13 protein-coding genes are annotated in these 12,890 nt (G+C 54.9%); 3 read left to right on the top strand and 10 right to left on the bottom strand.

Going from position 1 to position 12,890, the window contains the following annotated elements; genetic code table 11:
- Positions 1-126: 126 nt before the first annotated feature.
- The 3 genes from ghxP to soxR form a co-directional block, all read right to left on the bottom strand.
- Positions 127-1,476, bottom strand: a complete 1,350-nt coding sequence (gene ghxP, locus ACOTX7_RS12910; RefSeq protein ID WP_006810466.1) for a guanine/hypoxanthine transporter GhxP — start codon at positions 1,474-1,476, stop codon at positions 127-129.
- Positions 1,477-1,773: 297 nt separating this feature from the next.
- Positions 1,774-2,445 (bottom strand): glutathione S-transferase family protein, encoded by a 672-nt coding sequence (locus ACOTX7_RS12905; RefSeq protein ID WP_006810467.1) that lies wholly within the window; start codon positions 2,443-2,445, stop codon positions 1,774-1,776.
- Positions 2,446-2,738: 293 nt separating this feature from the next.
- A complete protein-coding gene (gene soxR, locus ACOTX7_RS12900) occupies positions 2,739-3,197 on the bottom strand; it encodes a redox-sensitive transcriptional activator SoxR (RefSeq protein ID WP_003860275.1) in 459 nt (152 codons plus the stop codon).
- A gap of 97 nt (positions 3,198-3,294) precedes the next feature.
- On the opposite strand from soxR, the gene soxS reads away from it, so the two are divergent.
- Positions 3,295-3,621 carry a superoxide response transcriptional regulator SoxS gene (gene soxS / locus ACOTX7_RS12895; protein WP_003860277.1) on the top strand — a complete coding sequence of 109 codons (327 nt, stop codon included), beginning with the start codon at positions 3,295-3,297 and terminating at the stop codon, positions 3,619-3,621.
- A gap of 6 nt (positions 3,622-3,627) precedes the next feature.
- Here the strand turns inward: soxS and ACOTX7_RS12890 are convergent, their stop codons facing one another.
- Entirely contained in the window at positions 3,628-5,145 is a 1,518-nt protein-coding gene (locus ACOTX7_RS12890; protein WP_313771849.1) for an EAL domain-containing protein, read from the bottom strand.
- Between the two features lie 384 nt (positions 5,146-5,529).
- Complete coding sequence (locus tag ACOTX7_RS12885; RefSeq protein ID WP_221813578.1) at positions 5,530-5,787, bottom strand: hypothetical protein; 258 nt, start codon at positions 5,785-5,787, stop codon at positions 5,530-5,532.
- A gap of 64 nt (positions 5,788-5,851) precedes the next feature.
- On the opposite strand from ACOTX7_RS12885, the gene ACOTX7_RS12880 reads away from it, so the two are divergent.
- Positions 5,852-6,133, top strand: a complete 282-nt coding sequence (locus tag ACOTX7_RS12880) for a YjcB family protein (protein ID WP_022646751.1) — start codon at positions 5,852-5,854, stop codon at positions 6,131-6,133.
- A gap of 61 nt (positions 6,134-6,194) precedes the next feature.
- Here the strand turns inward: ACOTX7_RS12880 and ssb1 are convergent, their stop codons facing one another.
- Positions 6,195-6,725 (bottom strand): single-stranded DNA-binding protein SSB1, encoded by a 531-nt coding sequence (ssb1, locus tag ACOTX7_RS12875; RefSeq protein ID WP_006810470.1) that lies wholly within the window; start codon positions 6,723-6,725, stop codon positions 6,195-6,197.
- A 251-nt stretch (positions 6,726-6,976) separates the two neighbouring features.
- On the opposite strand from ssb1, the gene uvrA reads away from it, so the two are divergent.
- A complete protein-coding gene (gene uvrA, locus ACOTX7_RS12870; protein ID WP_006810471.1) occupies positions 6,977-9,799 on the top strand; it encodes an excinuclease ABC subunit UvrA in 2,823 nt (940 codons plus the stop codon).
- Positions 9,800-9,802: 3 nt separating this feature from the next.
- Here uvrA and ACOTX7_RS12865 read toward each other — a convergent pair whose 3' ends face one another.
- The 4 genes from ACOTX7_RS12865 to tyrB form a co-directional block, all read right to left on the bottom strand.
- Positions 9,803-10,156 carry an MmcQ/YjbR family DNA-binding protein gene (locus tag ACOTX7_RS12865; RefSeq protein WP_006810472.1) on the bottom strand — a complete coding sequence of 118 codons (354 nt, stop codon included), beginning with the start codon at positions 10,154-10,156 and terminating at the stop codon, positions 9,803-9,805.
- 2 nt (positions 10,157-10,158) lie between these two features.
- Entirely contained in the window at positions 10,159-10,575 is a 417-nt protein-coding gene (locus tag ACOTX7_RS12860) for a secondary thiamine-phosphate synthase enzyme YjbQ (RefSeq protein WP_214592563.1), read from the bottom strand.
- Positions 10,576-10,687: 112 nt separating this feature from the next.
- Positions 10,688-11,401, bottom strand: coding sequence for an acid phosphatase AphA (aphA, locus tag ACOTX7_RS12855; protein ID WP_006810474.1), 714 nt, complete (start codon positions 11,399-11,401; stop codon positions 10,688-10,690).
- A gap of 216 nt (positions 11,402-11,617) precedes the next feature.
- A complete protein-coding gene (gene tyrB, locus ACOTX7_RS12850; protein WP_006810475.1) occupies positions 11,618-12,811 on the bottom strand; it encodes an aromatic amino acid transaminase in 1,194 nt (397 codons plus the stop codon).
- Between the last annotated feature and the right edge of the window lie 79 nt (positions 12,812-12,890).

Genomic DNA, 12,890 nt, shown 5'->3' with positions numbered 1-12,890 from the left:
TATGCCAAACCTGAGGCGTCGTGCCTCTTATTCTATCCTCTCCAGAGTAACGTAAAAGACAACGGGATGAGTCCTGAAAATAAAAACGGGCGGCCTGAGCCACCCGTTTTCGCATCAATGGATAACTTAGATTGCCCAGCCGCCCGCGTAGAACGCGACCAGCGCAACGGCGATCACCACGGTGCCAATGTTCAGCTTGCGCCACTCACCGGAGACCAGACGGCCAATCACCAGCGAGGCGAAACCGATCATGATGCCGGTCACGATGTTACAGGTCAGCACGATAAATACCGCGGTGATCAGTCCGGACATCGCATCCACGAAGTCCGCAAAGTCGATTTTCGCCACGTTGCTCAGCATCAGCAGGCCGACGTACATCAGCGCTGGCGCGGTCGCGTACGCCGGGACCAGGTAAGAGAGCGGAGAGAGGAACAGGATCAGCAGGAACAGCACGCCGACGGTGATGGCCGTCAGGCCGGTTTTACCGCCTGCCGCCGTACCCGCTGCGGATTCGATATACACCGCCGCAGGCGCCGCACCCACCAGACCAGAGAAGACGCTGCTCAGGGAGTCGGTAGTCAACGCTTTGCCGCCGTCGATGATCTGGCCGTCTTTATCCAGCAGGTTAGCCTGCCCCGCCACCGCGCGGATGGTACCGGTGGCGTCAAACACCGCGGTCATTACCAGCGCCAGCACGCTTGGCAGGATCACCGGGTTCAGCGCGCCCACAATATCCAGGCTGCCAATCAGGGAGTTGCCTTTGTCATCGCTCAGGGACGGCATGGCGAAAATCCCGGAGAAATGAACGGTCGGGTCGAAGATCAGGCCGACGATGGACACGCCGATAATGGTCAGCAGAATGCCGCCCGGCACTTTCAGTTTTTCCAGGCCGATAATCACCGCCAGACCCACCAGCGACATGATCACCGGGAAGCTCGCGAAGTTACCCAGCGCAACCGGCAGGCCATCCAGCGGGTTTTTGATAACCAGACCCACGCCGTTTGCGGCAATGAGCAGCAGGAACAGGCCAATACCGATGCCGGTACCGTGCGCCACGCCCTGCGGCAGGTTGCGCAAAATCCAGCTACGGATGCCAGTCGCAGAGATGACGGTGAACAGTACACCCATCAGGAACACCGCGCCGAGCGCTACCGGGACGCTAATATGCTGGCCCAGCACCAGGCTGAAGGCGGTAAACGCGGTCAGGGAGATGGCGCAACCGATCGCCAGCGGCAGGTTCGCCCACAGGCCCATCACAATCGAACCCACACCCGCAACCAGGCAGGTGGCAACGAAGACCGCCGCTGGCGGGAAACCCGCTTTGCCGAGCATGCCCGGCACCACAATGACGGAGTACACCATCGCCAGAAATGTGGTCAGACCGGCGACAACTTCCTGGCGCACGGTGCTGCCGCGGGCAGAAATTTTAAACATGGCGTCAAGTGAACCGCCGGTACGCGCAGATGGCGTAGACATAGAAAACATCCCCTGAAAATTTTTATTGAAAGTCCGTAAGCGTGGTGGAGACTCCACTGCCAGCGAAACGTCAAATCCTTGTGCTGCGTTTGCGACGAAAGGGGCGTCACAAAAAAAGCAAACGTTTAGCTCCGCGCTTACAAAACGGCTGGTCAAATGTAGGCAAACGATTATCTAGCCTAATACCCGCCCTTTTCAACTGAACTTTCTCGTTTTTCGCTAAAATTGCCTCGTGACGATGAAGAATTAAGCAGAGGATGCGCAAACGTTATCGTCCATGCGCAATTTCGTTACATTTCACCCCTCGCCGGGGATCGTCAGCGGGCCGCCTTTCGCAAGCGTGGTCTGCCACCCCGGGCGCGCTTCCACTCTCTTTTTCCACGCCGCTATGTGGTCGAGATTGTCGACGCCGCCCCTCGCCAGCAGGGCGAAGAGGGGAAAACTCATCTGAATATCAGCCATGGTCAGCGTGTCGCCGGCAAACCAGCTGTTTTCGGCGAGATGATCGTTAATAAAGCGCGCATGCGTTTCCAGCTGGCGGTTGAGATACGCTTTTTGCACGCCCTGTCCCAGCGCCTTACCCAGCGTGCGCAGGCCAAACGGGACGGGGGGTTTACCGAGGCTGTTGAACACCAGCTTCATTAACAGCAGCGGCATCAGAGATCCTTCGGCGTAATGGAGCCAGAAGCGATACTGCACTTTATGGGCAGGATCTAACGGTTTGAATTGTGACGCCGGATCGTACGTTTCCTGAAGATATTCAAGGATCGCGCCTGATTCGGCCAGAACCAGTCCGTTATCTTCCAGTACCGGGGATTTTCCCAGCGGATGGACTTTTTTGAGCGCGTCTGGCGCGAGCATGGTTTTTTCGCGCTGATAGCGCACAATCTCATACGTCAGACCCAGCTCTTCCAGCGCCCAGAGGACGCGATGTGAACGAGACTGATTAAGGTGGTGGACCGTTAGCATGATGTTCTCCGGTGATTCATACTTTTTAACTATAGAAAACTGAACAACTTCACGAAAAAAATTCGGCTAAAATCTCATCATCTCCGGTGGCAAAAACGACGGCCGGGCATAGAATTAAAGTGTCAGTACAAACCGGAACCTCCTCCACAAGCTCGACACGAGGGGTACTGATGTCGGGGGAAACCCTCCCGTGAACCAGCGGGATAGAGAGAAAGACAAAGACCGGAAAAAACTAAAGCGCCCTGAGTGGCGCTTTAGTTCTTTATGCTGTTGCCGGGTGGCGGCTGCGCCTCTCAATCCTCCTCCAGCAGCCGTGCCCCTGTTCCCTGCTCGCCCAGCCTGTCGCCGGGGTTACGCAACGGGCAGTCGCTACGTGAGAGACAGCCGCAGCCGATACAACCGTCCAGCTCATCACGCAGCGCGACCAGCGTATGAATGCGCCTGTCCAGCTCCTCTCGCCACTGGGACGACAGCTGCTTCCACTCTTTCGCGCTCAACGAGTGCCCTTCCGGCAAAACGCCGAACGCGTCACCGATGGTGGCCAGGGGAATGCCAATACGTTGCGCAATTTTGATAATCGCCACGTAGCGGAGCACGTCACGGGTGTAGCGCCGCTGATTTCCGGCGTTACGGATACTTTTTATTAACCCTTTGCTTTCATAGAAGTGGAGCGCCGACACCGCCACACCGCTTCGCTTCGCCACTTCACCGGGGGTTAACAGCGCTTTGATGCGCGGTAATCTCTTTTCCATAAAACCTCTTTACCTCAAGTTAACTTGAGGAATTATACTCCCCCGCAGAGAAAACGACGAATCAACCGAGAAAGTTGTATCTACAGAGGGCAACCTTATGTCGCATCAGCAGATTATTCAGACACTTATTGAATGGATTGATGAACATATCGACCAGCCGTTGAACATTGATGTGGTCGCTAAGAAGTCGGGCTATTCGAAATGGTATTTACAGAGAATGTTCCGCACCGTAATGCATCAAACGCTGGGTGACTACATTCGCCAGCGCAGGCTACTGCTGGCGGCGCAGGCGTTACGTTCAACGCAGCGGCCCATTTTTGATATCGCAATGGATCTGGGCTATGTGTCGCAGCAGACCTTTTCCCGCGTCTTCCGCCGCGAATTTGACCGTACGCCGAGCGACTACCGCCATCAGCTTAATTAATGCGTGTTAACGCGAGGGTTGCTGCTGCCAGGCCATAAATGCCTGCGGCGGCATCGCTTTCGCGAAGTGCCATCCCTGACAATACTGCACGCCACGTTTCAGTAGCCAGTTCACCTGCTCCCCCGTCTCGACCCCTTCCGCAATGGTTTTCAGCCGCAGGCTTTGCGCCATCTCAATGATGTGCTCGGCAATCAGGTGGCTGGTGCTGTTGGTGGTTAAGGTATCGATAAAGGATTTGTCGATTTTCAGGATATCGACGTTGAGCGAATAGAGGTTATGCAGGTTAGAGTAGCCGGTTCCGAAATCATCGATCGCCACTTCATAGCCCGCCTGGCGAAACGCCTGGATGACCGGCGTCGTTTTAGGTACATCAATAAAACCACGCTCTGTCACCTCAATTTTGATTTGCTGCGCGCGAACCGAGTAATAGCGGGCTTTGTCGGAGATCAGAGCGATAAGACGCGAGGAGTGGAAATCTGAGGCCGACAGGTTTATTGAGACATACAGATGAGGATGAGCGGCAAGGAAATGCCCCAGATCGCTGAACACCTCCTCCACGACGTAGTCCGTAATGCGCTCAATCATCCCCTCTTTTTCTGCCAGGGGAATAAATTCCGCGGGGCTCATAACCTGCCCGTTGAATCCCGGCCAGCGTAACAACGCCTCTGCCCCCACGCACTGATTATGTTTAATATCAATAATGGGCTGATAATGGACGCACAGCTGGCGTTTATTCAGCGCCCGATGCAGAAGACGGCCAGGCGAATTGAATTCACGGTGTGTACGCGACCACACCAGCAGCATAATAATGCTGCAAATCATCCCCAGCGGTAGCGTCAGGGTAGCCTGATGATAAAGCGTTTTATAAAAACGGGCATTGGACGTTGAAACGATAGCCGCAATCGGTCGCTGCTGCGATTTGACGATCGTATAAAAACGCTCACCTTTCTGAAAAGTCGTTTCCTGATGTCGAATCATCGAATGCATTAAAGAAATATTGGCTTTCTGGCTGACAGAAAAGAATGCATTGCTGACGGTGTCATACACTCCCCACGACAGAGAACGATCGTCTGACATCACCTCACTGTACGAAAGCGGATTAACCACGACGACATAATTTCCGCGCTGCATATATATCATTTTATAACCATTAAAAAATGGCGTATCGCGAAAATAATAGATGGCAACGTCGGGTTTACGTGTGTAATTGGCAGCGGGGATAGTGTAAGGATGGTCCGGTGTGAAAAGGGTCGAGCAAAGAAAACGCTGCCCTTCAGCGTAAATTAAATCGGCAACAAAAAGACGACCGCGTGCAACGTTCAACATATATTGACGATGCGTCGGCGTACAAACGTTACCCTGATATTTTTCCGCCTCTTCCCGAGCCAGATCAACCTGTTGAATAACCCGTTCAGTTTTGTTTAAAGTAAGTTCAGCAAACGTGCGCAGCTGGGCGCTGATTTCCGACACGGCTCTGATCTGGGCAAACCATAGCGCAAGCATCACCGGCAGCATAACTACCATGAAAATCCCGACCACGTTGAGCATTTTGCGCCGCGCTACGATTCATTTCCCGCTCTGTATCCCTGCATGTTGTACGCCTGTAGTAATGAAGGCCGGCTGCTGTGATAAACAGGTGATTACGTTGCATGAATCATGCGAAGTTAGCAACTGACTTTTGGTATTAAAAATCCTAAAATTCGTGATGCCGATAATATTTTCCCGTAAGCTAAACTGAAAGTATTCGTTCAATTTCTATTAAGGAAAATAATTATCCAGCACAGCCGGGCGGTTTAAGTTAGCACGGCAGAGAATCGTTGATTTAACCAAACGTCTGAGCGCATGAAAAAGATGCAGGATGAACCAGCAACGCCGTGATAATTGTTCGTGGATGCTACGTTATTTGATTTATTCATAATCAGATGCGACCACATTATTTTTTGCAACGCCCGACAAATAGCGTTTCCATTTTTCCGTAAAACGACTCACCCGACGCATTCCCTGCATGGGCCGCGTGTTCACCTGCTCTCTTGCGCACATGCCCACGCCGACGCGGCGCTGAGGCACCAGCCCCGCTGACAAAGATATATTCTCCAGGGTGATAAATCGCCCATTTTTCCTCAATGTGACACTGGCGAATAAAACAGCAAATGTGATATAGTTCACACATCTTATGTAACGAGAAACATTGTTTCATTCTAGTTCGTCTGTTTTGTCGAGGATGGGTTTTATGGCAACCATTACCACCAGCATGGTGCTCCTGCGCTGGCCGTTGTTGAGCGCGGTTTTGATGTTTTTAGCCAGCACGTTAAACATTCAGTTCCGAAAGTCCGACTACGCAGGTCTTGCGGTGATTAGCACCCTGTTAGGGTTGGGCGCCGCATGCTGGTTCGCGACAGGTTTGCTCGGCATTACGTTGGTGGATATGGCCGCCGTCTGGGAAAACATTAAAGTGGTGATGGTTGAAGCCATGAGCCATACGCCGCCAGACTGGCCGATGGTGATTACCTGATCGCCTGTTATTAAAAAACCCAGACAGGTGTCTGGGTTTTTTTGTTTTACGCGTCTGGATATCAGAACGGAATATCGTCGTCGAAGTCCATTGGCGGTTCGTTAGACGGTGCCGGAGCAGACTGCTGCTGCGGACGAGACTGCGCGCCGCCGCTAAACTGGTTGCCGCCCTGTGGCTGCTGAGGCTGACCCCAACCGCCCTGCTGCTGGTTCTGGCCGCCACCTGCCGGTGCGCCACCGCCCTGACGGCCACCCAGCATCTGCATGGTGCCGCCCACGTTTACCACCACTTCCGTGGTGTATTTTTCCTGACCGGACTGATCGGTCCATTTGCGGGTACGCAGCTGGCCTTCGATATAGACCTGAGAACCTTTACGCAGATACTCACCGGCCACTTCTGCCAGTTTGCCAAACAGCACAACGCGGTGCCATTCGGTCTGCTCTTTCATTTCACCGGTCGCTTTATCACGCCAGGATTCGGAAGTAGCCAGCGTAATGTTGGCAACTGCGCCACCACTCGGCATGTAGCGTACTTCCGGGTCCTGGCCCAGATTACCGACGAGAATCACCTTGTTTACGCCTCTGCTGGCCATGTTCGTGTCTCCTGAATACGTTTCTTAATAGTGTAAACGCGCGAGTGTACCATTTCCATGCGACACTTTGATAGTTGCGTAGCATGTTCCAGAGTTCTCTTGCGGACTCGACATTGTTACACAGTGAATCAGAAAATGCATTCCAATACTGTATATTCAAACAGGTCATTTTGTGTCATAATTAGCCGTTTCTGACAGCCGTTTGTCCTTCAAACAAATCAGGCAATCCGTGTTCCAACCGGGAAAGGTGAATGGATAAGATCGAAGTTCGGGGCGCCCGCACCCACAATCTCAAGAATATCAACCTCATAATCCCTCGCGACAAACTCATCGTCGTGACCGGGCTTTCGGGGTCTGGCAAATCCTCACTGGCTTTCGACACCTTGTATGCCGAAGGACAGCGTCGTTACGTTGAATCACTCTCGGCGTACGCGCGTCAGTTCCTGTCGCTGATGGAAAAACCGGATGTCGACCACATTGAAGGGTTGTCCCCTGCTATCTCCATTGAGCAGAAATCCACGTCGCATAACCCGCGTTCAACGGTCGGTACCATTACCGAAATTCATGACTACCTGCGCCTGCTGTATGCACGCGTGGGCGAGCCGCGCTGCCCGGATCACGACGTCCCGCTGGCAGCCCAGACCGTCAGCCAGATGGTCGATAACGTGCTGTCGCAGCCGGAAGGCAAACGCCTGATGCTGCTGGCGCCAATCATTAAAGAGCGTAAAGGCGAACACACCAAAACGCTGGAAAACCTGGCAAGCCAGGGGTATATCCGCGCCCGTATCGACGGCGAAGTGTGTGACCTGTCCGATCCGCCAAAGCTGGAGTTACAAAAGAAACACACCATCGAAGTGGTGATTGACCGCTTTAAGGTACGTGAAGATCTGGCGACACGTCTGGCGGAATCTTTTGAAACGGCACTGGAACTGTCGGGCGGCACGGCGGTGGTGTCAGACATGGACGATGCGAAAGCGGAAGAGCTGCTCTTCTCCGCCAACTTCGCCTGCCCGATTTGCGGCTACAGCATGCGCGAGCTGGAACCGCGCCTGTTCTCGTTCAACAACCCGGCGGGCGCGTGCCCGACCTGTGACGGCCTCGGCGTTCAACAGTATTTCGACCCCGACCGCGTGATCCAGAATCCGGAGCTGTCGCTGGCGGGTGGCGCCATTCGCGGCTGGGATAAGCGTAATTTTTACTACTTCCAGATGCTGAAGTCGCTGGCAGAGCACTATAAGTTCGACGTTGAAGCCCCGTGGGCCAGCCTGAGCGCGAACGTACATAAAGTGATCCTGTTCGGTTCCGGCAAAGAGAACATCGAGTTCAAGTACATGAACGATCGCGGTGACACCTCCGTGCGTCGACACCCGTTCGAAGGGGTGCTGCACAATATGGAACGCCGCTACAAAGAGACCGAATCCAGCGCGGTGCGCGAGGAGCTGGCGAAGTTTATCAGCAACCGCTCCTGCGCCACCTGTGAGGGCACACGTCTGCGTCGCGAAGCGCGTCACGTGTTTGTGGAAAACACGGCGCTGCCGACCATCTCAGACATGAGCATCGGTCACGCGATGGACTTCTTCAACAACCTGAAGCTCTCCGGCCAGCGCGCGAAAATCGCCGAAAAAGTGCTGAAAGAGATCGGCGATCGCCTCAAGTTCCTCGTGAACGTCGGCCTGAACTACCTGACGCTTTCCCGCTCGGCTGAAACGCTCTCCGGCGGTGAAGCTCAGCGTATCCGTCTGGCGAGCCAGATTGGTGCCGGTCTGGTCGGCGTGATGTACGTGCTGGATGAGCCGTCTATCGGCCTGCACCAGCGCGACAACGAACGCCTGCTCGGTACGCTGGTTCACCTGCGCAATCTCGGCAATACGGTGATCGTGGTGGAGCACGACGAAGATGCGATCCGCGCGGCTGACCATGTGATTGACATTGGCCCGGGCGCTGGCGTGCACGGCGGCCAGGTGGTGGCTGAAGGGACGCTGAAAGACATTATGGCGGTGCCCGAGTCGCTGACCGGTCAGTACATGAGCGGCAAGCGTAAAATTGAAGTGCCAAAACAGCGCGTGGCGGCGAACCCGGAAAAAGTGCTGAAGCTGACCGGCGCGCGCGGCAATAACCTGAAAGACGTGACCCTGACGCTGCCTGTCGGGCTGTTTACCTGCATCACCGGCGTGTCCGGTTCCGGTAAATCGACGCTGATCAACGATACGCTGTTCCCGATTGCACAGACGGCGCTGAACGGCGCAACGCTGGCCGAACCTGCACCGTACCGCGACATTCAGGGGCTGGAGCATTTCGACAAGGTTATCGACATCGACCAGAGTCCGATTGGTCGTACGCCACGTTCCAACCCGGCGACCTATACTGGCGTCTTTACGCCCGTACGTGAACTCTTTGCCGGTGTGCCGGAATCACGTTCACGTGGCTATACGCCAGGACGTTTCAGCTTTAACGTGCGCGGTGGCCGCTGTGAAGCGTGCCAGGGCGACGGCGTGATCAAGGTTGAGATGCACTTCCTGCCGGATATCTACGTGCCGTGCGACCAGTGCAAAGGCAAGCGCTATAACCGCGAAACGCTGGAGATTAAGTACAAAGGCAAGACCATCCACGAAGTGCTGGATATGACCATCGAAGAGGCGCGCGAGTTCTTTGACGCCGTCCCTGCGCTGGCGCGTAAGCTGCAAACCCTGATGGACGTGGGTCTGACCTATATTCGTCTGGGGCAGTCAGCGACAACGCTGTCCGGCGGTGAAGCGCAGCGCGTGAAGCTGGCGCGCGAGCTGTCCAAACGTGGAACCGGTCAGACGCTGTACATTCTGGATGAGCCGACCACCGGCCTGCATTTTGCGGATATTCAGCAACTGCTTGATGTGCTCCACCAGCTGCGCGATCAGGGCAACACCATCGTGGTGATTGAGCACAACCTGGACGTGATTAAAACCGCAGACTGGATTGTCGATCTCGGCCCGGAAGGCGGCAGCGGCGGCGGTGAAATCCTCGTCTCCGGTACGCCAGAGACCGTTGCAGAGTGCGAAGCCTCGCACACCGCACGCTTCCTCAAACCGTTGCTGTAATCGTCATACGGAGAGCTGCTGTCGGATCGTTTCCGGCAGCAGTTCAACCGCCTGTTGATACGACGCATCCACCAGGTAGTAAATTTGCGAATCTGGCAGCGAGCCGTCGAGAAACACCGTACTCCAGTGCGCTTTATTCAGATGCTTACTTGGCCTGACATCATCGTGCTGCTGGCGCAGTAAATCGGCCAGTTCCGGACTGGTTTTCAGCGATGCTGCCGGGCGACCTTCCACCTCTTTCACCATTGCGAACAGCACATCACCCACTTTTATCTGCGTGGCTTTCCAGTCGCTGTGAACGCTTTGTTCCGCACCCGGCTTACTCATGCAGTACTGAAGTATCTCCGAAATTGTCATCTTTATTCCCCTTGTAGCGTTGCGATAATTTTACGCGAACCACCGTGAATGCGATGTTCTCCCAGCCAGATCCCCTGCCACGTGCCCAGCAGTAGCCGTCCGTTGTGGACCGGCAGCATCAGCGAGACGCTCAGCAAAGAGGATTTGATGTGCGAAGGCATATCGTCCGCCCCCTCGTAATCATGCTCATACGGAGCGTTATCCGGGACGGTTTTCAGAAAATGCCGCTCCATGTCAGACCGGACGGTGGGATCGCAATTTTCATTGAGCGTGAGAGAAGCAGACGTGTGCTGAAGCAGCAGATGCAGCAAACCCGTTTTGACGCGCGAGAGGTCGCGGATTTGCCCGATGACTTCGTCCGTCACAAGGTGAAATCCGCGTGGTTTTGCGCTTAAGGTCAGGGTCTGTTGATACCACATGTGCTGCTCCATTATGAAAGGTGAATCTTTCTAAGTGTGCAGCAAGAAAGCGAAAGGTAAAACCCGCGCGGCGATATTTGAATAAAAAAGCATCCACCCCGCCGTTAATGCATCAGTATTCCGAGTTAACGATCACCTCTTCACCAAATTTTCCGGCCATGGGCAGCGGTCGGTAGGTGGAGTTCGAGGCGCGTAACACCCTGATGCCTCTGGCTCCCACGTCCTGCGCCGCGGTGATGTCGTTATCTGAATCACCGTAGAACACTTTGATATTTTTCTTTTCCAGCCACTGGGTTTTGGTGTTTTGCCCTTCATGGTCCCCGGCAAAAATGACCGGGTTCATGCTGGCTGCCGGGATCAGAAAATCATCCTGTAGCGTTTTCGAGACGGTTTCGGTTTTGGTCTGGCTACGTCCGGTCACGAAGTAAATGCTGTCGCCGCGCTTTACGTGCATGGCGATCAGCGCACGGGCAACCTCTTTCGGGATACTGAACTCATCCCAGCCGTTGTTCATCTTTTCCCAGAACTCCGGGTTTTTCAGATAGGCTTCGCTGTCCGGGGAGTACGTTTTTTTGCCGCGCCAAAAACCGGGGCTGGAGAAGAGAACGGTATCGTCAATGTCGAAGCCCACGGCCATCGGCGGGCGGCCCGTCAGGCTGTTTTCGATTTGTGCCACTGAAACCCAGTGAATGGGCGCCTGTTCGGCAAGAATGGCGGCGGTGGTGCCGGTGTAAAGCGGCGTCGGTGCAGAAGCCCGCGCAACAACGGTACTATTTAGCGAGAATAATAAGCAGGCGGCGCTGAGCGCCAGTGTGATCTTGCGCATATTTTCCCCTGAATATTCAGTTTGTTATCGTTTTATTTTGAGCGGATGGTCAAAAAACTATCCGACCATAACCCCAGCGGGAGGGGAAGGAAAGGAGTTTTTACTTATGAAGTTGAATAAAAAGAAGACGATCACATAATGCCGGGCATCCTGTTTGTGCGGCCTGATGCCCTCACCCCAGCCCTCTCCCACGGGGAGAGGGAGGTAAGTGAATACTTACATTACGGCAGCGAAGGCCTGCGCCACGCGCTGGACGTTGCCAGCATTCAGCCCCGCCACGCACATACGGCCGCTGGCGATCAGGTAGACGCCGAACTCTTCACGCAGGCGATCGACCTGCGCAGCGCTCAGTCCGGTGTAGCTGAACATCCCGCGCTGCTTAAGCAGATAGTCGAAATTCTGCCCTGGCACTGCCTCTTTAAGCACGTTAACCAGCGCCTGACGCATCGACAGGATCCGCTTACGCATGCCTTCCACTTCCGCAAGCCAGGTGGCTTTCAGCTGTTCGTCGCCCAGTACGGTCGCGACCACCTGCGCACCAAAGTTTGGCGGGCTGGAGTAGATGCGGCGGACCGTCGCTTTCAGCTGACCGAGTACGCGTCCCGCGGCTTCGGCGTCTTCACACACCACGGACAGACCGCCAACGCGCTCACCGTACAGGGAGAAAATTTTTGAGAAGGAGTTGCTGACCAGAGCGGGAAGCCCCGCGCTGGCAATCGCGCGAATGGCGTAGGCGTCCTCCTCCATGCCCGCGCCAAAGCCCTGATAGGCGATGTCGAGGAACGGGATCAGGTTACGCGCCTTCAGCACCTCGATCACCGCATCCCACTGGGCATGGGTGAGGTCCGCACCGGTCGGGTTATGGCAGCACGGATGCAGCAATACGATGCTGCGCGCCGGTAACGTGTTAAGCTTTTCCAGCAGCGCATCAACGCGCACACCGTTGGTTTCGCTGTCGAACCACGGATAGGTTTCAACCCTGAAGCCTGCGCCTTCGAAGATCGCAACGTGGTTTTCCCACGTCGGGTCGCTGACCCATACGCCGGAATCCGGGAAGTACTTTTTCAGGAAATCTGCGCCCACTTTCAGCGCCCCCGAGCCACCCAGCGTCTGGATAGTCGCCACGCGCTTTTGCGCGAGCACCGCGTGGTCCGCACCAAACAGCAGCGGCGCGATGGTGTTGCGGTAGGTGTTTAACCCTTCCATCGGCAGATAAAGTGAAGCACCGTGCGGGGTTGCGTTAAGACGCGCTTCGGCCTCGGCAACGGCTTTCAACTGAGGAATGATGCCCTCTTCGTTGTAGTAAAGACCAATGCTGAGGTTCACTTTGTCGCTGCGAGGATCTTCTTTGAAACGCTCCATCAAGGAGAGGATAGGGTCGCCAGCGTAGGCGTCTACTTTCTGAAACACGCGATGTTCTCCGGATTATTATCAGGCAGGGAATTCAACAATAAACCGGAAGCGGAAGAAGATCGAGGGGATGTTAACA

This window comes from Enterobacter cloacae complex sp. IR5418 (genome assembly GCF_049238105.1).
GTDB lineage: Bacteria > Pseudomonadota > Gammaproteobacteria > Enterobacterales > Enterobacteriaceae > Enterobacter > Enterobacter hormaechei.
Note: the sequence above shows the minus strand (reverse complement) of the source record. Positions and strands in the feature narration are given on the sequence as shown.

Bases quoted from the DNA above. Each gene is read 5' to 3' on its own strand.
- ACOTX7_RS12865 (WP_006810472.1), bottom strand. From the start codon at position 10,156: ATGACAATTTCGGAGATACTTCAGTACTGCATGAGTAAGCCGGGTGCG.
- ACOTX7_RS12860 (WP_214592563.1), bottom strand. From the start codon at position 10,575: ATGTGGTATCAACAGACCCTGACCTTAAGCGCAAAACCACGCGGATTT.
- uvrA (WP_006810471.1), top strand. From the start codon at position 6,977: ATGGATAAGATCGAAGTTCGGGGCGCCCGCACCCACAATCTCAAGAAT.
- ACOTX7_RS12880 (WP_022646751.1), top strand. From the start codon at position 5,852: ATGGCAACCATTACCACCAGCATGGTGCTCCTGCGCTGGCCGTTGTTG.
- soxS (WP_003860277.1), top strand. From the start codon at position 3,295: ATGTCGCATCAGCAGATTATTCAGACACTTATTGAATGGATTGATGAA.
- soxR (WP_003860275.1), bottom strand. From the start codon at position 3,197: ATGGAAAAGAGATTACCGCGCATCAAAGCGCTGTTAACCCCCGGTGAA.
- aphA (WP_006810474.1), bottom strand. From the start codon at position 11,401: ATGCGCAAGATCACACTGGCGCTCAGCGCCGCCTGCTTATTATTCTCG.
- ACOTX7_RS12905 (WP_006810467.1), bottom strand. From the start codon at position 2,445: ATGCTAACGGTCCACCACCTTAATCAGTCTCGTTCACATCGCGTCCTC.
- ghxP (WP_006810466.1), bottom strand. From the start codon at position 1,476: ATGTCTACGCCATCTGCGCGTACCGGCGGTTCACTTGACGCCATGTTT.
- ACOTX7_RS12890 (WP_313771849.1), bottom strand. From the start codon at position 5,145: ATGGTAGTTATGCTGCCGGTGATGCTTGCGCTATGGTTTGCCCAGATC.
- ssb1 (WP_006810470.1), bottom strand. From the start codon at position 6,725: ATGGCCAGCAGAGGCGTAAACAAGGTGATTCTCGTCGGTAATCTGGGC.